We start from the raw sequence: 25496 nt of genomic DNA on the forward strand, positions 1-25496 counted from the left end.
TTTGACCTAATCCTTTTAGTAAAATTACTAGCCAAGGAAAATGTTTTTCGATTCTATCTAATCGCACCATATTCTAAATTTATTTCTCAAATATTTTATTGCACTTTTTTCTTTAGCTTTGGATATAACACATCTCCAAACTCCTCAATATCGATAGGTTTACTTAGGAAATCTGTTACATAGCGATTATTTTTAATCCGCTTTATTTCTTCCTTCACTAATGAAGACGAAAGAACAAATATTTGAGTTTCATGCCTTAAATCATCTGAAAGTTTATCATACTCTATAAGAAATTCAAATCCAGTCATTATTGGCATTTGTATATCAAGAAGAATAACTAGAGATTGAGTAAAACTCTTTCGGTTATCTATAATCCATTCGATTCCCTCTTTACCATTATTAACAGCATTTACATGTGTTACTTCAAGTACCTTTTTAAGCAGTTGTTTTATAACCAGCTTATCGATATCGCTATCTTCTATCAGCAAAAATACATATTTAGATTCCATGGTGTCGATACTATTTTTGGGGAATATGGTATTAACATTTATTTTAATCTCTTAAATATTTAAATCATATGCTTTATTATAATCTAGGTATTGTTACTACAAACTTACTTCCAACAGTAAACTCAGATTCTACTTCAATACTTCCATTAAGGCTTTTCACAGCTTCTTTCAATATATAAAGACCTAATCCCGAACCTTTATTACTATCAATAACATAGAACATTTCGAATATATGCTCCTTAAATTCTGGTTTAATTCCAATTCCATTATCAATTACTTCGATTTTATAAAAATTCCCTTCGATGTAAGTCTTAATAAAAATACGCATTTCTTGTTTGTTTTCATCAGCATATTTTATAGCATTAGAGAGTAAGTTATTTATAATAATTTTTAATCTAAGGCTGTCACTTTTAATTACATCAACCAAAATTTCAATATCTACAATAATACGATCGGCATTTTCTATGTGTGTGTGTTGTATTATTGCTCCTTCAAATAAATTTATTAAACTTATGTTTTCTAAAACAACTCCTTTTCTTTTATTTTTAGAATAATCAATAATATCACTTATAAATTGATCTTGCTTAATTAAGCTTAATTTCATCAAATTGAGATATTCTCTTATTTGTTCTAAGTTGTCTTCCATTTGAGTAATCTCAATTAATCCCTTGAGAGAAGTAATAGGAGATCTTAAATCATGTGAAGCACTATAAACAAATCTATCTAGTTCTTTATTTGCAAGAATTAAATTTTCATTCTTCGCTTCTACTTCTTTTTTGATATTATAATCTTTTTTACCATTATCGAATAATAGATACAAACACTACTAACAATTATTAAAATAAAAATAATATTCGTAAATATCAATTGATCTTTAATTGCACGTGTTCCTTCTCCTAACGTATCCGAAAATTTGCGTTCATTTATTGTTAATTTTTCACTTATTACACTAATTAAATTAAGAGTTTTTTTTTGATCCTCCTCATTTAAACTAGCCGTTTTTATTTTCTCATCAATACTTTTCCCAATCTCAGCTAATTGATTAACTAAATTATCTGCCTGTTCCCACTCATTAATGGCTTTCGCTAAAAAAGAAACAGATTTAAAGTTTCTAAATAGCCAAATCATATCGTCTAAATCCTTTTCATGATTGCGACCATCTCTTAATGCTTTTTTAATACTATCGATATCTCCATTACTTAAGAGTAAAATTCGGGCAATCCCATCACCTTGAGATACTTTTAATTCTTCCTGATATAATTTCCACTGTTCTTCATCTTCTGTGTACAAATATGTTATAAGATGTCTTACTGCATCTTTCTGTCCTTTTGAATAGTGTGATTCTCCATTTACATACGCTCTGTTTGCAGATAAAATCTTAATTGTATAAAAATTAATAAAAATTAATAATGCACATGAAAAAAATACTATTAGTAAAAGAATATATACATTTGGAAGTTTAAGGTTTTCTATAATTTTAGTTTTCGGCATATTATAAATAATGATTATGGGGCATATTTATATCAAGTATTTTTAAATTGATTTAAATTTAAGCATTTATTAGATAATTCTAACAAAAAAACAAAATCTTATGCAATATTTTAACAGGTTTAACTTTATTTATAATACAAAATTAGCTTTTGAATCAGAAAAATTAAACACTGTAAATCAGTACTTCAAGCAAATTTTATTTTAAAAATTAACATTTTATTATTATTCTACTTAACCTATAGATTTTATTATATCAAATTCTGAGTTACCTTTGCACAATAATTTAAAAGACTAAAGTAAAAAAGCACATTTAGTTGGCTTTAATTCTTCAAAAATTAAATGTTCACTTTATCTTATTAATGATTACAAATAGTTAGATATGATAGAATTAAAAAATATAACCAAGAAGTTTTACAAGACTGGAAGGGAAATTACAGCCCTTAATAATGTCTCCCTTCATGTACCAGAAGGGAAAATTTTTGGTGTAATTGGTACTTCAGGAGCAGGAAAGAGTACACTTATACGCTGTATTAACTTATTAGAAAAACCAACATCTGGTGATGTAATCATTGGCGGAAAGTCTTTATTATATCGTTCAAATTCTGAATTAGCACAAGAAAGAAGACAAATCGGAATGATTTTTCAACATTTTAATTTACTTTCATCCAGAACTGTTTTTGGTAATGTGGCTTTTCCATTAGAACTAGCTGGAGTTTCTAAAGATGAAATAAAAAACAGAGTTAAAGAATTACTAGAGCTTGTAGGTCTTGAAGAAAAAATAAATGATTACCCTGCTAGTCTTTCTGGCGGTCAAAAACAACGTGTTGCTATTGCAAGAACTTTGGCTAATAATCCTAAAGTATTACTGTGTGATGAAGCGACAAGTGCTTTGGATCCAGGAACTACAAGGTCTATTCTGAATTTACTAAAAGACATAAACAAACGATTAAATATTACCATATTACTTATCACCCATCAAATGGAAGTTGTAAAAGCCATTTGTGATGAAGTTGCCGTAATTAGCAATGGTGAATTAATAGAACAAGGAACTATTGGGGAGATATTTGCCAATCCAAAACATCCTTTAACAAGCGAATTTATTGCTTCTTCGTTACATATCGAAATTCCTGAAATATATCAAGAACGCCTTTCTACAGTTTACAAAGATGGACTAAATCCATTATTGCGATTAGAGTTAAATGGCAAGTCGGTAAATGAGCCTATCCTTACTCAAGCTGCAAGAAAATTTAATGTTAATGCCAATATTATAACTGCACAAACCGCATTTGCTGGCGATGCTAATTTTGGAATCCTTATTGTAGAACTTTCTGGTGATGAAAGTGAGCAAAATCAAGCAATCAACTTTTTTAAAGAAAAACATATTAAAACTGAAATATTAGGCTATGTCTGAATCTATTATACTATTATTATTAAAAGGTACATTAGAAACTATTATAATGACCTTACTTTCTGGATTCTTCGGTTTCTTATTGGGACTTCCAGCAGGTATTTTTCTATTCCTAACCCGCAAGGGACAAATTATGGAGCATGTTCTATTTAACCGAATTTTATCGGTTGTAGTAAACATTTTCAGATCTATTCCTTTCATCATTTTAATTGTATGGATGATTCCTTTTACAAGAGCATTAGTAGGAACTTCTATTGGAGTTAGTGCTGCATTAGTCCCTCTTAGCATAGGAGCTGCTCCTTTTATTGCTCGATTAGTAGAGAACAGTCTTTTGGGATTACCTTCAGGATTGATAGAAGCAGCGAGAGCATTGGGTGCAACACCTTTTCAGATTGTTTACAAGGTATTATTGCCTGAAGCACTTCCTTCTATTATCAATGCTGCATCGATTACACTAATCACACTTGTAGGTTATTCAGCAATGGGTGGTGCTGTAGGTGCTGGTGGTTTAGGACAAATTGGATACCAATACGGATATATTGGTTATGACGCTACAATCATGAATATAGTATTGATTCTTCTTGTTGCGCTAGTATTTATTATACAATTTATTGGAGATGCACTCTCAAAACGTTTTGATCACAGATAAAAAAAAATAAAATTTTAAAACCATGAATACAAAAAATAAATTTTCAATACTTACAGGAATACTACTACTTACATTAGTATTTGCTAACTGCGGAAAAGACAAAAAAAACGACCCTAACCATATTAAAGTTGGTGTTGCTGCTGGACCTGAATTTGTAGTTGCACAAGCTGCTCAAAAAGTTGCTAAAGAAAAATATGGTCTTGATGTAGAGCTAATAACCTTTAATGATTATGTAGTTCCTAACGAAGCATTAAACCAAGGAGATATCGATGCAAATGCATTCCAACACAAACCATATCTTGACGAGCAATCTAAACAGAGAGGATACAAACTGGCTATTATCGGAAAAACCTTTGTTTATCCTATAGCTGGTTATTCTAAAAAAATAAAATCACTTAGCGAGTTGCAACCAGAAAGCACTATTATTATTCCTAATGATCCAACCAATGGTGGCCGTTCGTTGCTATTATTACAAAAAAACGGACTTATAAAACTTAAAGATGGTGTTGGTCTTTTACCTAAAGTAACTGATATAGCCGAAAATCCTAAGAACCTAAAAATTCTAGAATTAGAAGCACCACAAATAGCAAGAGCATTAGATGATGCAAATGTAACTATTGCTATCATCAATAATACATTCTCATCACAAGCAGGTCTTGTACCGTCTAAAGATGCCTTATTTGTAGAAGATAAAGATTCTCCTTACGTAAACTTAATTGTTTCTAGAGAAGATAATAAAAACGAAGAAAAGGTTCAAAAATTCCTTAAAGCATTCCAATCTGAAGAAGTAGCAAAAGCTGCTGAAAAAGAATTTAAAGGAGGCGCTGTTAAGGGCTGGTAGTTTTTAGCATTCAGTTGCAGTTATAAAAAAAGAGTTTTGCATAGACTGCACCCAAAAGTTTAGACAAATTAATAATTAAGTTTGAAAATAATGAGCTCGGTATTGTATCGGGCTCATTCCTTTTAGATTAAGTTTAATTCTGTCATTATTATAATAATTTATATACTCAACAATCTCTTGTTTCAATTGATTAATAGAACTGTATTTTTTAAGATAAAACAGTTCTGATTTTAATATTCCGAAGAAATTTTCAATAACCGCATTGTCAAGACAATTCCCTTTTCTGGACATACTTTGTTTAATTCCTTTTTTCTTTAATAAATAATGATATTGTTTCATTTGATACTGCCAGCCTTGGTCAGAATGCAGAGTTAAATTAGTATTATCTGGTATTTTTGCAAATGCTTTTTCAAGCATTGTTGAGATTTGATTAAACACTGGTCTTTGAGATAATTCATAGCTGATTATCTCTCCATTAAACAGATCAATTATCGGCGATAAGTACAGTTTATTGCCAGAAACATTAAATTCAGTCACATCGGTTGCCCATTTCTCAATAGGTTTATCTGCCTTAAAATTACGTTGTAATATATTGGGAACTATTCTTCCCTGTTCACCTTTATATGATCTGTACTTCTTGATTCTGATTAAACTTTTTAATCCTAAAAATTTCATCAATCGAAGTACTGTTTTGTGATTAATTAAAATACCTTCTTTTTTGATTAATAGAGTAATACGTCTATATCCCAATCTACCCTTATGATAATTGTAAATCTTTTTAATTAATTCTTTTATCTCTTGATATTTATCGATTACCTGACCTTTTTTTTCATAGTAATAATACGTACTTCTAACCATGTTCATACAATTTAGTAAAAGATCTAAATCATACTTATGCCTTAATTCCATTATGGTTTGAGCTTTTTGTTTTGATTGGCTTGCTCGGCTTGAACTAAGGCGTTGAACTTTTTTAGAATTTCGTTCTCAGCGCGCAGATACTCTAACTCCTTTAAGAGCTCTTCTTCCCTGCTTAAAGGTTTATCTGTTTTTCGTTGTTTTCTCTTAAAATTCATAACTGCTGGTCTACCTCGTGATTTAAGTTCTAAACCTGCCAAGTAATCTTTCGCATATCTTCTTTGCCAGCTTATTATTGTGGACTGTGCTGGAATTTGGAAAATTAAGCAGGCTTCATCCAAAGATATAGACTTATTTTGAATGGTTTGTATCACTTTCAATTTAAAGTCTGCAGTATAAATTTTATTTTTTTGTCTTAGTAAAAGACCTTCTATTCCAAATTCATTATAACGACTAATCCAGCATGTAAGGTTACTCTCGGCTATGCTGTTTGCTTTGGCTGTGCCTTTAACCGAGTTATGTCTTTTTAAAACTTCCTCTACACAACGAAGTTTAAATTCATAATTGTATTTGACTTTTCTTTCCATAAAAATGCCCCCAAATAGTGTCTAACTTTTTGGGGGCAGTTCAGCATTGCAAAACTCTTTTTTTATAATATATACAACTACTGAACTAAATGCTACCACTGAAAACTGGTACTGAGACAGAATACTGAATACTGAATACTCCGACTAAAAAGAAGCATCTACTAGAACTGCCAATTGAATACAAGGCTCATTCGATCTGTTGCTCCATGCATGATTTGTTCCTCTTTGTATTACGATATCCCCTGCTTGCAAGAGAGTTTCTCCTTCATCCATAATAAGATATATTTCTCCAGAAAGTATAACGATATAATCTAATGTAGCGGTTTGATGCATTAATGGATGTGGTTGTCCAACTGCCACAGCAATTCCTAAATCTTTATCAGGCGGAATCTGTACATATCGAAAATAAGTACCATTCTTGGGTGTGTGGGGAAATGCTGTATTTTCTATAATTTTCTCTTCAGAAAGTTGTACTGGCATACTATCAGTACTCCAAATATCAGATATAATAAGACCTGGAAAGTGTTCTGAAACATTACTTACTATTTCATCTTTTTCAATAATAGATTTCCCATTCTTAATTCCTGTTACAATTCTTCTTGGTATCGTTTTCATGATGCTTATATCGTATTTACTTGCATAATTAATTTCTTCCCTTTTGTTTTATTCAAACGAAGTCTCTCATGTGCTTTAACAACTGTTTCTGTATTTAATTGCCCGATAATTTCAATATTTGGTGGGGTCACCAACTCATTTTCTATTAATCGAACTAACTCTAACAAACCGTTCTTATAATAGGCATAATTTTTATCTGCCGAATAAACATAATTGGAAATATTCATGATTACAGCGCCTTTATTAAATAAAATTTCTCTTGATTCTACGGTAGAAAGTGCTGTTACATCAAGAAAAGTTCCATTAGATTTTAAAAGCCTTGCTGCAATTTCTCCTATTTCATTCCCAACTAAATCAACTACAAAATCAAATTTTTGCTGGTTGTTTTTTGCTAAAGCGAAAGTTTCAACAACATCAGTTTTATAATTAATTATTTGATTGTGTTTAACTCCTATTTCTACCAATGCCTGAATGCTTTCTTCATTTCCAGCTGTAACAATAAAGTTTGAAAAGTTATTTGCCAAGAGGATTTTAATTAACATAGCTCCTACCCCTCCCGCTGCGCCAGTAATTAAAACTGAATCAGTATTTTGTAATTTCATTCGGTTAAAAGATTGCAGTGCTGTTAACCCCACCGAAGGAATTCCAGCAGCTTGTTCAAAAGATAAGAAAATAGGCTTATGCGCAACAACAGATTCTCGAATTGCAATATATTCAGCGTATGTACCATTCGATCCCATACTTCCTGAACCCGAGAATACAGCATCACCAACTTTAAAATCTTTCACCTTCTCTCCTACCTCAACAACAATTCCTGAAAATTCTCTCCCTAAGATTGGAGAATGCATTAGCTTTCTTTCTAACTCATTTTCTAACATCTGATAATCGATTGGGTTAAATCCAGAAGCGACTATCTTTATCAATAATTCTTCTTGTTTTATTGTTGGTCCATTTACATTTTCTAAATGTAGTCTCCCTATATTGTCTGCTATAATTGCTTTCATATTAATCAATTTAAAACACAAAATTATTCTGAATATAATTTATATTTACTATCCGTTAACTAAAGGTTACTAGTTACCTTAAAGAAACTATTATGGCAAAAATTAAAAGAGATGGTGTTTTGCGTGAAGCAAATTGTACAGAAGAACTGCTTGCAATGCGAGATAGTCTGGACGTCTTAGGTGGGAAGTGGAAACTAATGATTTTGCGATTTCTTACTAACAGAACGCATCAGGTGATTCATTTCAAAAAAATGCAGCGTGAAATTGATGGAATTTCTGCAAAAATGCTAAGCAAGGAACTCAAAGACCTAGAGATCAATTTACTTATCACAAGAAAAGTTCAGGATACCAAACCAATAACAGTTGCTTATTCTGTCACAGAATATGGTAAATCAGTACTCCCCGTTACCGAAACTTTGGTACAATGGGGACTAAATCATCGCGAAAAGATAATTGAATCTATTTAATTTTATAAACAGCCTTAATTAATTAAATCTAGTGCCGTAAACACAACAATAACCAGAATTCCCAATAATGCCATTCCGAATAAATAATCAGCTATAGTTTCTAACTTTTTCTCTAAAGATTCTTTGATTGTTTTAATGGATAAAAAGGAAAAGAAACAGGAAAAGATAAGAAATACAGATATTATAGATGTAAACTCATCCATATGAGTCGTTTCTGATTTATTTGTAATATGCAAAGAAGTCATAACTATAAGACAAAACCCCAAAAGATTTGCTGACGTATTTAATATATGTTGTGAAGTTTTATTAGCCATATCAAAAATCATTTTAATTATAAAAATATAAAACTACATTTTTATAATGAAGGTTGTATGAAGGAGTAATTGATTGTTGATTATTAATTGTTTAATTATTGGCGCGCAAAATTGGGCGCAAAGATTCTCGTAGAGTTGCACCGCAGTGCGTCTACATAATACGGGGCTAATTTATGTGTAAACCTATATTGTAGAGACGCACTGCGGTGCGTCTCTACAGAAAAACCTTTGAGGTACTGAACCTTTGTACCTTTATTTCTTAGAACCTGCTCTAAACCATCTCTCCAGCTATCATTTTCCCTTTAAAAAACACACCTTCTCTTTTTGGTAAACGAGCTACAGCTTCAGCTGAACAACTTGCTTTTACCAAAATAAAATTAGCATCATTTCCTATAGCTGGCCACACTTTGGTTCCCGCATCATTGAGAGGCAATATCTCATTTGTTGTAGCAATATGTAAAGCACGGCTTAAACTATATTCATCTGTCCAACCATAAAGTTGCGCACATAATTTTGCCTTTTCAAGCATATCACAAGTACCAAAAGGCATCCAATGATCTACGATACTATCAGTACCTGTCATTAATTTCACACCGTATTTTTTTAAAGTCGGAATTGGCATTATCGTTTTACCAATAGGAATTGTAGAAACGACCCCTATACCAAGTGCTCCCATTTGTTCTGCTACTTTTTCTAAATCTTTAGGTTCCATTTTTGCCAAAGCAAAACCATGACTTATATACGTTTTTCCTTGCAGTTGCTTGTTTTCCTCTGTTCTTTTAATAATATATTCTATCGCTGCTTTACCTGATGGAAGTCCTTCATGCAAATGAATATCAATTCCTTTATTGGTGTCAATTGCAATTTGAAACATTGCATCCAACGATTTTTCCATGTTTCCATCTACACTTGTTGGATCCAATCCGCCTATAAAATCAACTCCCATTTTAGCAGCTTCTCTTAACAAAGGCTCCGATTGTGAATATAAAATTCCGTGTTGTGGAAAAGCTACAATTTCCCACCCAAAACTATCTTTATTTTTATCTAAAGCCGCAAGCAAATGTTCTAAGCTTTTTAGTCCGCTAACTGGATCAATATTACATTGGCAACGTGCAAAATAACTTCCCTGGCTTTGCATAAGTTTAATAGCTTCTTCTGCTTTATACTGAGAATCCGTGAGCAATTGCGGTATAATTTTTTGCTCCAGCGTTATCATATCTTTTACAGTATATCCTTTTCTAGGCGCAGCATTCCAGTTCCCTCCATAATACGTTTTATCGATATGAATATGCATATCACGTAATCCTGGAAGCATTAAAAATCCTTTGGCATCAACCGTTTTTAATTTTGTTACTGGTTTATCTTTAGTAATACTTTTTATTTTACCTTCTGCAATATGTAAATTATATAAAGCTGTTTTTGTAGCAACAACTTCATTTTTTTCATTGTATTCAAAACCTTCTTCTAATCTTACATTACTTAAAATATATTCTTTTAAAGCAGACTTCTTCCCATCCTCTGCTTGCTCTTGTGCCATAGCTGCAGCACCTATTCCCGAAAACAATGCAGCACCTGTAGCAGCTGCCCCCAATCCTAAAAATTTTTTTCGGCTTATCTTATTTTCTTCCATATCCTATATATTATTTTGCTTTGGCTTGTTCTAATACTTTTATCATTTCTTTGTATCCTCTTTTTTTAGCATGCGCTAAAGATGTCACGCCGTTTTTATCTGCAATATTTACGTTACAGCCACCTTGAATTAATGCTTTTACAATATTTACATGCACTATACCACCATCACTTAGTATGACTGCTTCTAATAATGCTGTCCATCCCAAATTATTAATATGATCTTTAGGGTAATTAGGTGTATTAACTAACAATTTTACTACATCCAAATGTCCTTTTTCAGCAGCTGGAATAAGTGCCGAGCCTCCATAACGATTATATATTTTAAAATTTGCTCCATGACTTAAAGACTCTTTTACTATTTCAAGATTCCCTTCTGCTCCAGCGTATAAAAATGGACTATCAAGCATTTTATTCTGTGCATTTACATCGGCACCAGCATTAATTAATAGTATTGCTATCTCATTATTGTTATTATAAACAGCTCTCATTAAAGGAGTTTCTCCATCAATATTTTTTGTTTCTAAAGAAGGTTTTTCTTTTAAAAGTGCAATTACATTATCAATATCTCCCGCTTCAACCGCTTCTATAAGTGTTTTATCTTTCATCTTATCTATTTTTAAATCTGTTTGTTTAGAAGAACATCCCATTAATATTAGAACATATAAAATCAAGCAATATCGCAGATTGCTTCTGTTTTTATTTTTTTCCATATCATTTTAAAATTCATAATTGTTTCCGGAAAACAATTGTTATTAATTGTTTACAAAAATCGGTTAGATTTTTTAACGGCAATGGTATTATTAATGAGAAGGATGGTAAAGATTATAACTTTCTTTAAAATCGCCTGGTGTTTTTCCTGCATATTTTTTAAAAACCTTACTAAAGTACCCATTATCATTAAAGCCTAATTGATAAGCTATTTCTTTTATAGATAAATTGGTACTGGTAAGTAATCGTTTCGCTTCAAGAATTGTTCTTTCTTTTATCACGTCACTTGCAGGCATCATTAAATACTTCTGAGAAAGTATGTTTAGATAATTGGGAGTAATACTGAGTCTATCAGCATAAAAACCTACTGAAGACTCTGTTTGAAAATTAGCATCTACTAAATCATTAAACTTCTTTATTACTTTTTCTGGCCTACCCGAAAAATGATATTCAGGAAACTGTTCTAAATAATCTTTTTGCAATAGCTTAAAAAGTAAATGCAAGCGAAGTAAAATTATTTCTTTTGTAAGTAAATCGTTTTGAGAAAGTCCAATTTCTATCTCTTGCAGATGATTTTTAATTTTTTGAAATTCTTCTTTCGTTAAAGAAAGGCATGATGGAACGCTTTGTCCAAAATATGGAAGCTGTGATAAATTAGAAAAAACAGTAATGATCTCAGCTGAAACCATTAGCTGAAACCCTATCGTATTTGCATTAAGCAACCAATTATGCACTTGTCCTGGCCGTATAAAATAAACCTGATTATCTCCTACAGTATGCTGAGTAAAATCTATATTGTGAAATCCTGTGCCTTTCTCTACAAAAAACAGCATATAAAAATCATGCTTATGAGGTTCTTCAAAAGCATCTCGCCCCTTTACGCTATGCTGAAATAGCGTAATACCCAAAGTTTCTTCACCAAGAATATTACCAACAGATAAAGTAGGAATGGAATAGTTGCTCAAGAGAATAATGATATTAATTATACTCTTCCAAAAATAAATATTTAAAGTTACAAAGACAAGCTTGCCATCATAATAGGATCAATAAGTAATTTTAGATAACAAATCTTGTTGTCCACTGAAAACTTCTCCAACGGTACTTCGTGTTGGTTTGAAATACTTGTTTTTTATTGTCCATGTATTGTTTATGTATAATTTGCAGTTATAATTAATCCTTTTCTGTTACTTCAAGAAACCCACCTTTTTTATCAAAAACCAAATCAAGAAATTTCTTGTCTTTTATAATTCCTACTTCGTAGGTGATAACATTATTTCCATCGATAAGCTTAGCAGCTTCCCTAATAGTTTGATCAGGATAATTTTTTTGAATATAATTTAAAGCCGCTTTGGGAAGTTCATTTTTTGCAATTGCCAATTCATACGCTTTTAAAACACCATTGTTATCATAAACCGCTAATCCTACAGAAGAACCTGTACTAAATTTTGCCAAATACCGAATATGATCCATATCTTCTCCTTCATAGTCCTTAGTCCAAGTAGGTATTTTACCCAAAAACTCTTTTTGAAAAGCTATAGTCACTGCTACAGGGGGAACAATTTCTTTATCTGATTTAACTTCTGTTTGGCCAATCATGCTTGCACCATACAAAATGATTAAAGCCAAGAATAGTTTTTTCATAATTTGTGATATTTAAAAATTTATACTCGGTTTAATTTGAATTTAAAATTACTGCACTTAAATGAAAAACAGATTAACTTATAATAATTTGCCGTGTATATTTATCATAATTAAATCATTTGTTAAATTTTAAAAATTAATGCAATATCTTTATAATAAGATACTTAATTAAAATAATATTGAAAACACCATCAAAAATTAATAATTACGTCCAAATTTTAAAAAAAAGAAGTGTTCCGCTATTATCTAGAAATGGAAAAATAATAACTCAATTTATAGTAACACTTTTCTTCCTTGGAGTGGCGATTTGGTTTGTTAAACAAGAACAAACCGAATTATCTCAGATTAAAAATAGTTTTACAAATGCAAAACTTCCATGGATAATTGCAGGCTTCTTTACAACTATACTTTACATTCTCCTGCAAGGGTTAATGTACATAACCTCTTTTTCGGCGATTGGCGTTAGTATTAAACTCAAGCAAGCGCTCTCTTTATTTTTAAAACGAAATTTCATTAGCGTATTTATTCCAGCTGGTGGTGTAACATCACTCTATTTTTTCACAGAATCGATAATAGAAAAAGGTGTTGAGAAAGTACAAGTACATCTGGCATCAACCATTTATGGATTTATCGGTATATTATCAGTAGTAATAGTTGGAATCCCTTTATTCATTTATACACTGCTAAATGGAACAATTGCTTCTAGCGAATGGATTGGAATGTCTATGATTATTTTATTAATTATTATACTGTTTGTATTATTTAATTCAATAATAAACAATGGACTAGCAAACAAATTACTTTTAAAATGGTTCCCAAAAACTGAAATTTTCATATCCGATTTACAAAATCATAATATCAATAGAAACAAATTTATTTATACCGTTTTTATCTCTATCCTTATTGATATAATTGGAATTGCGCATTTGTATATCGCTATGATAGCACTACAATTTGAACCTTCATTGGTTGCTGCAGCTATGGGATATATAATAGCGGTTATCTTTCTTATCATATCTCCTTTTCTTCGTGGTCTTGGTCCTGTAGAAGTTTCAATGGGATTTATATTAATCCGCTATGGTTTTACCAATGCTGAGGCAATTTCTATAACATTACTATATCGAGTATTTGAATTTTGGCTTCCACTATTCGCAGGAATGCTAACTTTTTTATCTAAAATAAATAAACTCTTAATGAGAATTGTTCCGGCCTTATTACTATTTCTCCTTGGAATAATTAATATCATTTCAGTTCTAACTCCAGCAATTAGCGGCCGATTAATGCAATTAAAAGGCTTTTTACCTCTAGAAGCAATCCATTTATCTAATTATCTGGTTTTTACTTCAGGACTATTTCTATTAGTTACCTCATCATTTATGCTAAAAGGTTTAAAAATGGCTTGGTGGTTTGGCTTCGGATTATCGATAATTTCTCTTATAGGGAATCTTACTAAAGCAATAGATTTTGAAGAATCGACTCTTGCGCTAATAGTATGCATCAGTTTAATTGCAACCCGAAAAGAATATTATATCAAAACCAATCCCAGACTTCGTTTATTGGGCTTGCAAACTGCTATTCTAAGCGTAATAGCGGTATTAATTTACGGTATTATCGGCTTCTATTTTTTAGATAAAAAGCATTTTAATATTGATTTTAGCATCGGTCAATCGATACGATATACTTTGCAAAATTACTTTTTGTTGGGGAGTTACGATTTAATTCCATTAGATAATTTTTCGAAACACTTTTTGGCATCGATTAAAATTAGCGGTTTTATTTCTTTCGCCTTTTTAATTTATACATTGATAAAACCTTATATATTAAAAAATTCTGTGACAACTGCTGAAAAAGAAATTGCAAATGAACTTCTTGAAAAATACGGCAATTCTTCTTTAGATTATTTTAAAACTTACTTTGATAAACTTTTATACATTTCTCAAAATAATGATGCTTTCCTAGCCTACCGAGTTTCAGGTAATTTTGCTGTAGTACTCGAAAATCCTGTAGCAAAAAATGAAAATGAAATGAAACAATGCATAATTGAATTTGACAATTTTTGTTATGAAGCTGGATTAAAAAGTATTTATTATCGTATTCCTGAAGAAAACCTGGAAGTATATAAATCACTTGGTAAAAAATATTTTTTTATTGGTCAAGAGGGAGTTGTTGACTTAACTAGCTTTAATTTAGAAGGAGGCAGTAAAAAATCGTTACGTAATGGATTAAAAAAAATAAGCGACTTACAATTAAAAACCACTATCAATTTACCCCCCATAAAAGATGGTTTATTACAAAAAATACAATCGGTTAGTGACGAATGGCTAGAAGAAACTAGACGCAAAGAAATTCTTTTTTCGCAAGGCATTTTTTTATGGGATGAGCTAAAAAAACAAACTATAATTACGGTTGAAAATGGCGAAGAAAAAATCATTGCATTCCTTAATATCATTCCAGATTATACGAAGAACGAAGGAACCTACGACTTAATTAGAAAGACTACCGATGCTCCAAATGGTATAATTGATTTTATTTTAATTGAACTTTTTAATCACCTAAAATCTCAAAATCTTACTGCTGTAAATATTGGTCTTGCACCAATGAGTGGTATTGATAACCCAACCACTATTCAAGAGAAATCGATGAAATATGTATATGAAAAAGTAAAATCATTTTCACATTATAAAGGCTTAAGAGATTTTAAAGAAAAATTTTCACCTTCCTGGCATAACCAATATATTGTTTTTAGTGATGATTATGATCTAATACAAATACCACAAGTTTTATCAAAAGTGATAAAACCATAATGTTTCTTTTTTTTATAAATTAAAAATAATGAAAGTTCAAATCAATTTTATTTAACTCTATTTTGACCAAAATAATTTAACAATCTTATATAAATAAAACATATGAAGAATATTTCGAACCTAGTAATTCCTCTTGTAGTACTCTTTACAATTGTAAGTTGTCAAAAAAAATCGGCACTCGAAGAGCTAAACGGCTCATGGGAACTCCGACACATCGAAGGCATTCAAGTGGCTAACGCAGATCCTAACTTTAAACCTGGAAATGGTAATTTACTTAAATTTGAAGGACAAAAATACGAACGCTATTATGAGGGTAAAAAAGAAGAGGACGGTACCTTTACTATTACTCCAGAAGACACAACAATAAACAACCGCAAAGCCAATTACAGCATTACGTTTAATAAAGATACTGAGAAAACATACTTGTCTTTACTAAAAAACAAACTGATTCTTTTTAATGGAGTTATAGCAGCAGATGGAACTGAATCCACCTATGAAAAACAGTAATTATTTCGGTTTTTAGACTTGAGGATACATAACTTAGATAATAGACAAAAACGCCTGCAAAGAAATCCTTACAGGCGTTTTTTAATAAAGAAAATATTTATATAATATTCAAAAGTAGTCCCTAAAAACCTTAGAACCTTAGCTTCACAGAACCTAAAGAAACCCCTTTTGAACCTTTTTTCCTAACCACATTTAGAAGAACCACAATCATTACAAGTAAGACAACCTTCCTGATAAATAAGATTCTCTGAGTTACAATTACTGCATTTTTGACCATGTGCTTCGGTACCATCTACGATATAGCGTTTAAGTGCACGGGCAACTCCATTTTTCCAAGTATTTATAGACTCGCCATCCAACTGAAGACTGCCTATTAATTCAACAGCTTTATCGATAGGCATGCCATGTCGCAATGTACTCGATATTAGCTTGGCATAATTCCAATATTCAGGATTAAATTTATGGGAAAGCCCTTCGATTGTTGTTTTATAACCTCTAGTATTTTTATATTGAAAATCATAACGGCTACTTCCGTCTTCATTCTTATTTTTAATAATAAATCCTTCTGATACCCAACGCGGAATCAAAATACCATCTTCATCATCTACAAGACCAGTAAAAATTTCATAGGGCTTACCATCTATCAATCCTATAAAAGCAATCCATTTGTCTTTACTATTCTGAAAACGAACTACATCGGCTTCTAATATTTGAGGACGTTTAGTTGGAAAAACAGTTGATACAGTCTGAACAGTTTCTTCTTTCTTTTCTGTATTAGCAATAAGTACTCCTGAACGTGAGCCATCACGATATACTGTTACTCCTTTACATCCTGCTTCCCATGCTTCCATATACAATTTATCTACCATTTCTTCTGGGGTTTCATTTGGTACATTGATGGTAACAGATATTGAATGGTCTACCCATTTTTGTATCTTACCTTGCATACGAACTTTACTTAGCCAGTCAATATCATTACTTGTAGCTTTATAATAAGGTGATTTTTTTACCAACTCATCAATTTCATCTTGACTATAATTTTTAGAAACATCATATCCGTTTACGAGCATCCATTCTTTAAATCTATGATGGAATACAACATATTCTTCCCAACTGTCCCCAACCTCATCAACAAAATCTACACGAGTATCTTTATCATTTGGATTGACTTTTCTTCTTCGTTTATAAACTGGTAAAAAAACAGGCTCAATACCCGATGTTGTTTGAGTCATTAAACTTGTTGTTCCCGTAGGGGCTATAGTTAACAAAGCAATATTACGACGCCCATGTTCTTTCATTTGAAAATACAATTCTTCATCGGCTTCTTTTAGCCTAAGCAAAAATGGATTGTTCTTCTCTCTTTCTGAATCATATATAGCAAACATTCCACGCTCTTTAGCTAGATTTACTGAGCCACGATAAGCTTCAATTGCAAGGGTTTTATGTATTTTTTCAGAAAACACAACTCCTTCATCACTTCCGTAACGCAATCCAAGTGCAGCAAGCATATCTCCTTCGGCAGTAATACCAATTCCAGTACGACGGCCTTCTTTTGCTTTATTTCTAATATTAAGCCATAAATTTTTCTCCACCATCTTTACTTCATCACTTTCAGGATCAGCATCTATTTTTGCCAATATTGCATCAATCTTTTCTAATTCAAGATCAATAATATCATCCATTATTCTTTGAGCCGCTGCAACATGATTTTTAAAAAGAATAAAATCAAAAGAAGCCTCTTTAGTAAAAGGATTATTTACATAGGATAATAAATTTATAGCTAATAGACGGCAAGAATCATAAGCACAAAGCGGAATCTCTCCACATGGATTTGTAGATAGCGTTTTGTATCCCAAATCAGCATAACAATCTGGCAAAGATTCATTAATGATAGTGTCCCAAAATAAAATTCCTGGTTCTGCCGATTTCCATGCATTATGAATAATTTTATTCCAAAGCTCTTTTGCCTTAATTTCTTTAGTATACAATGGATTAGCACTAAAAATTGGATATTTCTGAACGTATATGGCGTCCTCCTTAACAGCTTTCATGAAAGTATCATCTATACGCACTGAAACATTTGCTCCTGTAACCTTTCCCTGATCCATTTTGGCATCAATAAAATCGGCTGCATCAGGATGATTAATAGATACTGAGAGCATCAATGCCCCACGACGGCCATCTTGAGCAACCTCACGAGTCGAATTAGAATAACGCTCCATAAATGGTACCAATCCCGTAGAAGTCAATGCTGAATTTTTAACTGGGGAACCCTTAGGTCGAATGTGCGACAAGTCATGTCCAACCCCTCCACGTCTTTTCATAAGTTGAACTTGCTCTTGATCGGTTTTCATAATTCCCCCATATGAGTCTGAATTATCGTTACCAATCACAAAACAATTAGATAATGAAGCAACCTGAAACGGATTTCCAATTCCAGTCATAGGGCTCCCTTGTGGCACCAAATATTTAAAATCTTTTATCAAATTAAAAATTTCATCTTCTGATAACGGATTACTATATTTTTTTTCAATTCGGGCTATTTCACCTGCAATACGATGATGCATATCATTAGGAGATAACTCAAAAATATTTCCCTGTGAATCTTTAAGAGCATACTTACTTACCCAAACTGTTGCGGCAAGACTATCTCCCTTAAAGTACTCTAAAGATGCTTGTATAACTTCATCTTGAGAATAGGTAACTGCTTTATTTTTTGTAGCTAATAATTCGTTCATGATATTGATAATTTTAAAAATTTAATTCTTAAGTAAATTTAAAAATAATTAAACTATAAAAAAAATGAGAAGAAAAAAGTTCACAAATAAAAACAAATAAACACTTAAAAATCAAGTAACTAAAAATTTACTAACACAAAAAAGTTAACAAATTATTATTTTTAATGTAATACCGGGTTTATTATTTTTTACAAAAATCAAGCATTTTGAAAAACAAAATTAATATGTTAAATAGCACATAAAACACACTAAATATTTTCCTTTTTTAAGTATAAAAGAATATTAATTAAGAGTTTTAACAATTCTTGTTTTTCCAGAATATCAGTTCATCCAAATAATTAAAAAATACCTATAGGTCCTTTTTCCCTTGCAGACCTATTTCTCAGTTCGAATGATTGTTATCAATTTTCTTTAAAAAACTAAGCCAATCATATAAAAAAGCAACAAATCACTGTTTATCAGCCAAAAAAAACCTTATCGTGTTATTTTTAAAATTTTAAATTATAAACGAAAAAAAATACTTGACGGAACTTTGCAAATTCAAAACAAACACTTTTGAATCAGTAAATTATATTCTATCATGACAAAACAAATTAGTCACATTACATTATTTATCACACTACTATTAACACTACTTTCATGTACTAATGACGCATTAAACAAAAGTACTTCGTCAGGACCTACCCCTGAAGCAAATGTGGAGTACAATTACACTCCTGAAGAATTAGAAGTAATCGATTTAATAAATGAATACAGAACTAGTATAGGCTTGAATACTTTAGAAACAATAAACTACGTTTCTGTTAAATCTGAAGAACACAATAATTATATGATTAGCAATAATGTAGTTAGTCATGATAATTTTGTAGCTCGCTCAGAAGATATCATTAAAACACTTGATGTTATAAAAGTTAGCGAAAACATTGCTTATAATTATAAGACTCCTCAAGCCGCTGTTGATGCCTGGTTAGCTAGCCCTAAACACAAAAAAAACATTACAGGAGATTATACAAACTTTGGTATTTCGATAACTAAAAACCCCATTAATGGCAGAAATTATTATACAAATATCTTTGTGAAATACTAGTAGGTAGATTTCATTTAAAATATAACCTATAAACCTTTTAGCATTAATTCATCAATTTTAGCGTTAGAAATTTCAGGATTTGCCCCAACTGACTCTGCTACCAGAGCCCCAACAGCACAAGCAAAATCGATTGATTTTTGTGGGTTATTATTATTTGCAAGCAACGAAGTAATCAAAGCCCCAAGAAAAGAATCTCCTGCTCCTACTGTATCAGCTACTTTTATCGGATAACCTTCATTGCGATACAATCTACCCTCCCATAACAGCAATGCACCATCTTTTCCTTTGGTTACACACAATCCTTTAGAATTTGTTTCTTTGGCTATAAACTCCATATTTTCTTCTAAGCTTGTGTAAGGAGAATTCATAACAGCTGCGATTTCTAACAATTCTTCATCATTAAACTTTATAAAATTAGCAGATTGCATTAGCCTCTCAATTATCTCATACGAATAATGGGGTTTTCTTAAATTGACATCAAAAACTTTATAAACATCATTTTTAAGCAGTTCTTCTAATGCCAAACGTGATACTGAATCCCTACAAACTAAACTCCCATAAATAAGAACATCCGCTTCGGCAACCAATTTTCTTGCAGCAGCATTAAGAACAATCTTGTCCCAAGCCGATGGATAATTAATTTCATAACTAGCAGACCCTTTATCATCTAAAGAAACCTGAACTGTACCTGTCGGAAATTCTTCTGATTTGATAATCGCATTGGTTTCTAGTCCTAAACTTTTAACCTGATCTATAATTGCTATTCCATCAGCATCATTCCCCACACAACTTATCATTGCAACATCACAACCTAATGCTTTCATTCGTAGAGCAACATTAAGAGGTGCTCCGCCAATTTTCTTTTCATTCTCAAAAATATCCCAAAGTACCTCACCATAAGATACTGCCTTAAGTTTTTTATTATTATTCATTCTAAAACATTTTATAATACAATCATTAAAATCAGCTTCGCTAAAAAAACGAACTATTATCTAATCCGTTGGTTGAAATTTACAAAAATTATATTCAATAAATGTTTGCTTTTTCAGTTTTAAGATTATCAAAATTTAATCCCAAAAACAACTACAAACAAAAAAGACAAGTCAGTTAGACTTGTCTTTATAAAATAAGTTTACATTTAAACTTTTTGCATTTGAAGAATATGTTTTTTTCTTTGTATAAATATAAACGTAATAAGTATTCCCAGAACCGACATCCCAACACCTATTAAATTAGGAGAAGCATAACTATATCCTGCTATCAAAGGCAATCCACCTAAAAAAGCCCCTAGAGCATTTCCTATATTAAAACTTGCCTGAATTGCAGCCGAAGCAATCATTTCAGCTCCTGTTGCTGTTTGGATCATTAACATCTGAATTGGAGCTACAATCGAAAACGAAACACAGCCCGTTAAAAACGTTAAGAATAAAGAAGCGTATTGATTAGAAGAGAAAGTATAAACCAAAAATAAATCGATTGCCATTACCAACAGTAACATCATTACAGTTGTAGCAGGTGAAAATTTATCGGCTAATTTCCCTCCAATAAAATTCCCAATCACCATTCCTAGTCCAGCTAAGATTAAAATATAAGGAACATTTTCAGGAGAAAACCCAGAGACATTTGTTAACAAAGGTGCGATATAACTAATCCAAGAAAACAATCCTCCAAAACCAATAGCTGTTATTGCAATAATCAACCAAGCCTCTGCTCTCTTAAAAAACTGCAATTGGCTTTTCATACTTTCACCTGTATTCGATTCTAAATTGGGCATCCATAAGTAAATAAAAAGAAATGTCAGTAGTCCAATCGCTGCAATGAGAACAAATGTATAGCGCCATAAAAAATGATGTCCGATATAGGTTCCAATAGGGACACCAATTAAATTAGCTAATGTTAACCCAGCAAACATAATAGAAACTGCCTGCGCTTCTTTCCCTTTATCAGCAAGGCGACTCGCTACAACTGCTCCAACTCCAAAAAAGGCTCCATGTGGTAGCCCTGAGAGTAATCTTGAAGCAAACAAAATTTCATAAGTAGGTGCAATAATCGAAAGCGCATTAAACACAGCCAACATCATTGCCAAAATTAAAAGCATTTTTTTAGGTGGATAATTTCTCCCTATAATAACCAGTAAAGGGGCACCAATTACAACACCCAAAGCATAAGCAGAAATTAAATATCCTGCCACAGGAATTGAAACATTCATATTAAGAGCAATATCTGGTAATAAACCCATCATCACGAACTCTGTAATACCAATAGTTAAACCGCCCAATGAGAGCGCAATAAGACTTTTTTTCATTTGAATAGATAAGAAAAGGATAGATTTTCTGTGATGCAAATTTACTTCCATCATGCATAAAATAAGTTGTATATTTACGACATAAACTTGTACATATCAAGCATGCCTAAATTAAATCAATTTGAAACTCTCGTTATAGATGAATTTGAAGAGGAGAAATTTCATCTTCCTTTTCATAGTCATACCTATTATGAAATTATTTATATCGTAAAAGGCAATGGTATTCATCATCTTAATAAAAACTTACTTCCCTATAAAGCAGGTGACTTATTTGTAGTTTCGCCAGAAGATGAGCATTATTTTGACATTAAAAAAAATACGCGATTTGTATATATCAAGTTTACTGATAATTATTTCAATTCAAATAAAAGCCTGTTTTGTGATGATTTACTTCTGAATACTCCGGAATGTTTTATGCGGGATAGATTACTCAAAGAAACAGTCCTTAAACTAGACGAACCATGTAAAACAATACTAAAAAATACAATTGAGAATATTACTGCTTACAATAGCAGGATTGATGTTACTACTTCTCCAATTGTTTTCTATCAAATTCTCTCTATCTTCGGATTAATAAAGGAGACCATGCGCAGTATGAATCCTAAAACAAAAGGGGCCTCTATTGATAGCGAGCAGATTACATCCTATATTCATCAAAAAATCTATTATCCAAAATTAGTTCAGATAAAAGCAATCTCAGCTCATTTTAATATTGCCGAATCCTATTTTAGTGCTTATTTTAAAAAAGCATTCTCTATTAGTTATCGCGATTATATCAATAATTTGCGGACTATATTAATCGAAAAAAGAATTACAAACAACCAAATGCCAATCAAGCAAATTGCTCACGAGTTTGGTTTCACTGATGAAAGTCATTTATCGAATTACTTTAAAAAAAGAAAAAACATGAAACCTACTGATTTTAAAAAGCTATAAAATCATCTATTCCAAAACAAAAAAGACCACATAACTCAAGTACATTATTTCGTATATTTGAATCTTACAAGTCCTTTATATGAAAACGACTTCAATCGACCAGTTTTACAAAGAAATCACAGAAGGTTCAGACATTGAGCCTAGCTCACTATTACCAAATGATATTAAGAAAGAAATTGGTCACTTCAATGTTTTTAATATAAAAGAACTTTGGGAAAAATTTCAGGATAAACCCGTTATGTCTTATGATCGAAGAGCTTATTATAAAATAAGTTTGATTCGAGGAAAAAACAGGGCTGAATACGCAAACAAAATAATTGACATTCAAAAAAATGCTATCTTATTTGCAACTCCCAAAATCCCTTACCATTATGTCCCTCTAGACACTGATCAATCTGGTCATTTTTGTGTTTTTACATCCGAGTTTATTACAGGGAATAAAAACGGAATAGAACTGGATGAACTTCCTATATTTAAATCTGATGGATATCCCGTTTTCGAACTCAGCGATGATGAGACTACAGAAATCGAACTAATATTCAAAAAGATACATTCCGAAATTAATTCTGATTATGCTTATAAATATGATTTAATTCGTAATTACGTTTCAGAATTAATCCATTTTGGACAAAAACTGCAGCCTGTTACTGCCTTATATTCTAAACACAATTCTGCAGCAAGAGTTTCTTCATTATTCATAGAATTACTTGAAAGACAATTCCCAATAGAATCTCCACATCAGAAAGTCGAATTAAAAACGGCTAAAGATTTTGCTGCACGATTATCCATTCATGTAAACCACCTTAATAAAGTTCTAAAAGAAAATACGGGTAAAACTACAACCGAGTTAATAAGCAGCAGATTAACACAAGAAGCAAAGATTTTACTAAAGGAAACAAACTGGAATGTATCTGAAATTGCATATACTCTCGGTTTTGAAGAACTAGCCCATTTTTCTAATTTTTTCAAAAAACAAACTTCGCTAACTCCCTTATCATTTCGATTATAATTAATGGTATTTGAATTTTGCAAACATCTGATTGAAATTTACAAATAGCTCATTTCATTTCATATTTACCTTTGTTCTTTCATTTATAAACAAATATAAAAATGGCAGCAAATACAAAAATAGCCTTAGTAACTGGAGGCAGTAGAGGATTAGGTAAGAATATGGCAATTAGTATTGCTAAAAAAGGAATAGATATAATACTTACCTATAATAGCAATCAAGACGAAGCTAAAATCGTAGTATCTGAAATTGAAAAATTAGGACAAAAAGCAATTGCTTTACAACTTAATACTGGCGGAGATATAAAGAGCTTTGATGTTTTTTATACTCAAATTGCAACTATTTTAAGAGACACTTTCCACACAGAACGTTTTGACTTCTTAATCAATAATGCCGGTATTGGAATTAATACTCCTTTCTCGGAAACTACCGAAGAACAATTTGACCAATTAATGAACATCAATTACAAAGGAGTATATTTTTTAACCCAAAAAGCATTGCCTTTATTACATGACGGAGGGCGAATAATAAATATTTCAACAGGATTAGCTCGATTTACTGCACCAGGTTATTCTGCTTACGCATCTATGAAAGGCGCTATAGAAACACTTACAAAATATTTAGCTAAGGAACTTGGCAATCGCAAAATCACAGTTAATGTTGTAGCTCCAGGAGCTATTGAAACCGATTTTGGAGGTGGAGCCGTTAGAGATATCCAGCAGTATAATGATTATGTTAAATCAGTAACAGCATTAGGTCGTGCCGGATTACCTGATGATATTGGCGGTGTTGTAGCATTTTTATGTACCGAAGATGCCCGATGGATTAATGCTCAACGCATTGAAGTTTCGGGAGGAATGAATCTCTAAAACTTCTTTTTCTTAAAGAAATTAAGCTCCTTCAAAACAGGAGCTTAATTAACCTTAAAACGTCTGCAATCAGTAATTTCATTTACAAAATTATTTTAAAATTTTTATCAGACCATAATAACAATACAGTCAGAATACACATTATAAGCGAATTGTAAAAATGATTGTACTCGTGATGTGCCATATGAGCTGTAAATGCTCCCACTGCAAAAGGGAACAATAATAAAATTCCAATTGTTTTTATAGGCGGATTAAATAGCCCTATAACAATCAACAAAACACCTATAAACTCTCCAATACCAATATAGATCGTCCAGATCTTGTTAAATCCTAAAGATTCCATGCTTTTCATCATTGATTCTTTTTGAAAAATTTTAAAAAGCGAGGCATATCCAAACACATATAGATAATACAAATAACTAGACCAATGAATAATTGTTTTAATAGTTTCCATTTTTTATATATTTTATTTATACAGCAAATATATTTACTAACTTGCATTTATATAAGTACATACAAA

Annotated in this window: 26 protein-coding genes; 10 read left to right on the plus strand and 16 right to left on the minus strand. The window is 31.5% G+C overall.

Annotation, left to right across the window (positions count from 1 at the left end):
• Positions 1-95: 95 nt before the first annotated feature.
• The 3 genes from EAG11_RS09065 to EAG11_RS22215 all read right to left on the minus strand — a co-directional run bounded on the left by EAG11_RS09065 (position 96) and on the right by EAG11_RS22215 (position 2000).
• The gene (locus EAG11_RS09065) at positions 96-509 is read right to left on the minus strand and encodes a response regulator (RefSeq protein WP_129538909.1); all 414 of its coding nucleotides are present in this window, start codon (positions 507-509) and stop codon (positions 96-98) included.
• A gap of 76 nt (positions 510-585) precedes the next feature.
• A complete protein-coding gene (locus tag EAG11_RS22210) occupies positions 586-1329 on the minus strand; it encodes a HAMP domain-containing sensor histidine kinase (RefSeq protein ID WP_242499318.1) in 744 nt (247 codons plus the stop codon).
• Positions 1275-2000: a hypothetical protein gene (locus tag EAG11_RS22215; protein WP_242499319.1), complete on the minus strand. Its 726-nt coding sequence runs from the start codon at positions 1998-2000 to the stop codon at positions 1275-1277. Before EAG11_RS22215 ends, EAG11_RS22210 begins: the two co-directional genes overlap by 55 nt.
• A 379-nt stretch (positions 2001-2379) precedes the next feature.
• Between EAG11_RS22215 and metN the strand changes: the two genes are divergently transcribed.
• Genes metN through metQ form a run of 3 tightly spaced genes read left to right on the plus strand, consistent with a single transcriptional unit; the run spans position 2380 to position 4898 of the window.
• On the plus strand, positions 2380-3411 hold the full coding sequence (metN, locus tag EAG11_RS09075) for a methionine ABC transporter ATP-binding protein MetN (RefSeq protein WP_129538910.1): 1032 nt from the start codon (positions 2380-2382) through the stop codon (positions 3409-3411).
• Entirely contained in the window at positions 3404-4057 is a 654-nt protein-coding gene (metI, locus tag EAG11_RS09080; RefSeq protein WP_129538911.1) for a methionine ABC transporter permease MetI, read from the plus strand. The genes metN and metI overlap by 8 nt, the downstream gene beginning before the upstream one ends.
• 22 nt (positions 4058-4079) lie before the next feature.
• Positions 4080-4898: a methionine ABC transporter substrate-binding lipoprotein MetQ gene (metQ, locus tag EAG11_RS09085; RefSeq protein ID WP_129538912.1), complete on the plus strand. Its 819-nt coding sequence runs from the start codon at positions 4080-4082 to the stop codon at positions 4896-4898.
• Between the two features lie 75 nt (positions 4899-4973).
• On the opposite strand, the gene EAG11_RS09090 is transcribed toward metQ, so the two are convergent.
• From EAG11_RS09090 to EAG11_RS09105, 4 genes are all read right to left on the minus strand, one after another.
• Positions 4974-5810 (minus strand): IS3 family transposase, encoded by an 837-nt coding sequence (locus EAG11_RS09090; protein ID WP_305775270.1) that lies wholly within the window; start codon positions 5808-5810, stop codon positions 4974-4976.
• Positions 5807-6340, minus strand: coding sequence for a helix-turn-helix domain-containing protein (locus tag EAG11_RS09095; protein WP_129538914.1), 534 nt, complete (start codon positions 6338-6340; stop codon positions 5807-5809). The genes EAG11_RS09090 and EAG11_RS09095 overlap by 4 nt, the downstream gene beginning before the upstream one ends.
• Positions 6341-6484: 144 nt before the next feature.
• Positions 6485-6955, minus strand: a complete 471-nt coding sequence (locus tag EAG11_RS09100) for a cupin domain-containing protein (protein WP_207209632.1) — start codon at positions 6953-6955, stop codon at positions 6485-6487.
• A gap of 5 nt (positions 6956-6960) precedes the next feature.
• Positions 6961-7959 carry an NADP-dependent oxidoreductase gene (locus EAG11_RS09105; RefSeq protein ID WP_129538916.1) on the minus strand — a complete coding sequence of 333 codons (999 nt, stop codon included), beginning with the start codon at positions 7957-7959 and terminating at the stop codon, positions 6961-6963.
• 92 nt (positions 7960-8051) lie between these two features.
• On the opposite strand from EAG11_RS09105, the gene EAG11_RS09110 reads away from it, so the two are divergent.
• Positions 8052-8426, plus strand: a complete 375-nt coding sequence (locus EAG11_RS09110; protein ID WP_129538917.1) for a helix-turn-helix domain-containing protein — start codon at positions 8052-8054, stop codon at positions 8424-8426.
• A gap of 14 nt (positions 8427-8440) precedes the next feature.
• Here EAG11_RS09110 and EAG11_RS09115 read toward each other — a convergent pair whose 3' ends face one another.
• From EAG11_RS09115 to EAG11_RS09135, 5 genes are all read right to left on the minus strand, one after another.
• Positions 8441-8740 carry a hypothetical protein gene (locus EAG11_RS09115; protein WP_129538918.1) on the minus strand — a complete coding sequence of 100 codons (300 nt, stop codon included), beginning with the start codon at positions 8738-8740 and terminating at the stop codon, positions 8441-8443.
• A gap of 271 nt (positions 8741-9011) precedes the next feature.
• Positions 9012-10370, minus strand: coding sequence for an amidohydrolase (locus EAG11_RS09120; protein WP_129538919.1), 1359 nt, complete (start codon positions 10368-10370; stop codon positions 9012-9014).
• A gap of 10 nt (positions 10371-10380) precedes the next feature.
• Positions 10381-11082, minus strand: a complete 702-nt coding sequence (locus tag EAG11_RS09125; protein ID WP_129538920.1) for an ankyrin repeat domain-containing protein — start codon at positions 11080-11082, stop codon at positions 10381-10383.
• A gap of 90 nt (positions 11083-11172) precedes the next feature.
• Positions 11173-12045 (minus strand): AraC family transcriptional regulator, encoded by an 873-nt coding sequence (locus tag EAG11_RS09130; RefSeq protein ID WP_242499321.1) that lies wholly within the window; start codon positions 12043-12045, stop codon positions 11173-11175.
• Positions 12046-12250: 205 nt separating this feature from the next.
• On the minus strand, positions 12251-12721 hold the full coding sequence (locus EAG11_RS09135; RefSeq protein ID WP_129538922.1) for a hypothetical protein: 471 nt from the start codon (positions 12719-12721) through the stop codon (positions 12251-12253).
• Between the two features lie 179 nt (positions 12722-12900).
• Between EAG11_RS09135 and EAG11_RS09140 the strand changes: the two genes are divergently transcribed.
• Together EAG11_RS09140 and EAG11_RS09145 are read left to right on the plus strand one after the other, a co-directional pair.
• Complete coding sequence (locus EAG11_RS09140; protein WP_242499322.1) at positions 12901-15525, plus strand: phosphatidylglycerol lysyltransferase domain-containing protein; 2625 nt, start codon at positions 12901-12903, stop codon at positions 15523-15525.
• Positions 15526-15627: 102 nt separating this feature from the next.
• The gene (locus tag EAG11_RS09145; RefSeq protein ID WP_129538924.1) at positions 15628-16032 is read left to right on the plus strand and encodes a hypothetical protein; all 405 of its coding nucleotides are present in this window, start codon (positions 15628-15630) and stop codon (positions 16030-16032) included.
• 182 nt (positions 16033-16214) lie between these two features.
• On the opposite strand, the gene EAG11_RS09150 is transcribed toward EAG11_RS09145, so the two are convergent.
• On the minus strand, positions 16215-18770 hold the full coding sequence (locus EAG11_RS09150) for an adenosylcobalamin-dependent ribonucleoside-diphosphate reductase (protein WP_129538925.1): 2556 nt from the start codon (positions 18768-18770) through the stop codon (positions 16215-16217).
• Positions 18771-19350: 580 nt separating this feature from the next.
• Between EAG11_RS09150 and EAG11_RS09155 the strand changes: the two genes are divergently transcribed.
• Positions 19351-19857 carry a CAP domain-containing protein gene (locus EAG11_RS09155; protein WP_129538926.1) on the plus strand — a complete coding sequence of 169 codons (507 nt, stop codon included), beginning with the start codon at positions 19351-19353 and terminating at the stop codon, positions 19855-19857.
• 26 nt (positions 19858-19883) lie between these two features.
• Here EAG11_RS09155 and EAG11_RS09160 read toward each other — a convergent pair whose 3' ends face one another.
• Both EAG11_RS09160 and EAG11_RS09165 read right to left on the minus strand, forming a co-directional pair.
• Complete coding sequence (locus EAG11_RS09160; RefSeq protein ID WP_129538927.1) at positions 19884-20789, minus strand: carbohydrate kinase; 906 nt, start codon at positions 20787-20789, stop codon at positions 19884-19886.
• 206 nt (positions 20790-20995) lie between these two features.
• Positions 20996-22162 (minus strand): MFS transporter, encoded by a 1167-nt coding sequence (locus tag EAG11_RS09165; protein ID WP_129538928.1) that lies wholly within the window; start codon positions 22160-22162, stop codon positions 20996-20998.
• Between the two features lie 102 nt (positions 22163-22264).
• Here EAG11_RS09165 and EAG11_RS09170 point away from each other — a divergent pair, with 102 nt between their 5' ends.
• The 3 genes from EAG11_RS09170 (at position 22265) to EAG11_RS09180 (ending at position 24976) form a co-directional block, all read left to right on the plus strand.
• Positions 22265-23098, plus strand: coding sequence for an AraC family transcriptional regulator (locus EAG11_RS09170; RefSeq protein ID WP_129538929.1), 834 nt, complete (start codon positions 22265-22267; stop codon positions 23096-23098).
• Between the two features lie 79 nt (positions 23099-23177).
• On the plus strand, positions 23178-24107 hold the full coding sequence (locus EAG11_RS09175) for an AraC family transcriptional regulator (RefSeq protein ID WP_129538930.1): 930 nt from the start codon (positions 23178-23180) through the stop codon (positions 24105-24107).
• A 101-nt stretch (positions 24108-24208) separates the two neighbouring features.
• The gene (locus tag EAG11_RS09180) at positions 24209-24976 is read left to right on the plus strand and encodes an SDR family oxidoreductase (RefSeq protein WP_129538931.1); all 768 of its coding nucleotides are present in this window, start codon (positions 24209-24211) and stop codon (positions 24974-24976) included.
• Positions 24977-25058: 82 nt separating this feature from the next.
• Here EAG11_RS09180 and EAG11_RS09185 read toward each other — a convergent pair whose 3' ends face one another.
• A complete protein-coding gene (locus EAG11_RS09185) occupies positions 25059-25430 on the minus strand; it encodes a DoxX family protein (protein WP_129538932.1) in 372 nt (123 codons plus the stop codon).
• Between the last annotated feature and the right edge of the window lie 66 nt (positions 25431-25496).

It is taken from the genome of Flavobacterium sp. 140616W15 (genome assembly GCF_003668995.1).
GTDB lineage: Bacteria > Bacteroidota > Bacteroidia > Flavobacteriales > Flavobacteriaceae > Flavobacterium.

Bases quoted from the DNA above. Each gene is read 5' to 3' on its own strand.
- EAG11_RS09165 (WP_129538928.1), bottom strand. From the start codon at position 22,162: ATGAAAAAAAGTCTTATTGCGCTCTCATTGGGCGGTTTAACTATTGGT.
- EAG11_RS09125 (WP_129538920.1), bottom strand. From the start codon at position 11,082: ATGGAAAAAAATAAAAACAGAAGCAATCTGCGATATTGCTTGATTTTA.
- EAG11_RS09135 (WP_129538922.1), bottom strand. From the start codon at position 12,721: ATGAAAAAACTATTCTTGGCTTTAATCATTTTGTATGGTGCAAGCATG.
- metI (WP_129538911.1), top strand. From the start codon at position 3,404: ATGTCTGAATCTATTATACTATTATTATTAAAAGGTACATTAGAAACT.
- EAG11_RS22215 (WP_242499319.1), bottom strand. From the start codon at position 2,000: ATGCCGAAAACTAAAATTATAGAAAACCTTAAACTTCCAAATGTATAT.
- EAG11_RS09065 (WP_129538909.1), bottom strand. From the start codon at position 509: ATGGAATCTAAATATGTATTTTTGCTGATAGAAGATAGCGATATCGAT.
- EAG11_RS09175 (WP_129538930.1), top strand. From the start codon at position 23,178: ATGAAAACGACTTCAATCGACCAGTTTTACAAAGAAATCACAGAAGGT.
- EAG11_RS09150 (WP_129538925.1), bottom strand. From the start codon at position 18,770: ATGAACGAATTATTAGCTACAAAAAATAAAGCAGTTACCTATTCTCAA.
- EAG11_RS09170 (WP_129538929.1), top strand. From the start codon at position 22,265: ATGCCTAAATTAAATCAATTTGAAACTCTCGTTATAGATGAATTTGAA.
- EAG11_RS09145 (WP_129538924.1), top strand. From the start codon at position 15,628: ATGAAGAATATTTCGAACCTAGTAATTCCTCTTGTAGTACTCTTTACA.
- metN (WP_129538910.1), top strand. From the start codon at position 2,380: ATGATAGAATTAAAAAATATAACCAAGAAGTTTTACAAGACTGGAAGG.
- metQ (WP_129538912.1), top strand. From the start codon at position 4,080: ATGAATACAAAAAATAAATTTTCAATACTTACAGGAATACTACTACTT.
- EAG11_RS09095 (WP_129538914.1), bottom strand. From the start codon at position 6,340: ATGGAAAGAAAAGTCAAATACAATTATGAATTTAAACTTCGTTGTGTA.
- EAG11_RS09100 (WP_207209632.1), bottom strand. From the start codon at position 6,955: ATGAAAACGATACCAAGAAGAATTGTAACAGGAATTAAGAATGGGAAA.
- EAG11_RS09185 (WP_129538932.1), bottom strand. From the start codon at position 25,430: ATGGAAACTATTAAAACAATTATTCATTGGTCTAGTTATTTGTATTAT.
- EAG11_RS09160 (WP_129538927.1), bottom strand. From the start codon at position 20,789: ATGAATAATAATAAAAAACTTAAGGCAGTATCTTATGGTGAGGTACTT.
- EAG11_RS09115 (WP_129538918.1), bottom strand. From the start codon at position 8,740: ATGGCTAATAAAACTTCACAACATATATTAAATACGTCAGCAAATCTT.
- EAG11_RS09155 (WP_129538926.1), top strand. From the start codon at position 19,351: ATGACAAAACAAATTAGTCACATTACATTATTTATCACACTACTATTA.
- EAG11_RS09180 (WP_129538931.1), top strand. From the start codon at position 24,209: ATGGCAGCAAATACAAAAATAGCCTTAGTAACTGGAGGCAGTAGAGGA.
- EAG11_RS09120 (WP_129538919.1), bottom strand. From the start codon at position 10,370: ATGGAAGAAAATAAGATAAGCCGAAAAAAATTTTTAGGATTGGGGGCA.
- EAG11_RS09105 (WP_129538916.1), bottom strand. From the start codon at position 7,959: ATGAAAGCAATTATAGCAGACAATATAGGGAGACTACATTTAGAAAAT.
- EAG11_RS09110 (WP_129538917.1), top strand. From the start codon at position 8,052: ATGGCAAAAATTAAAAGAGATGGTGTTTTGCGTGAAGCAAATTGTACA.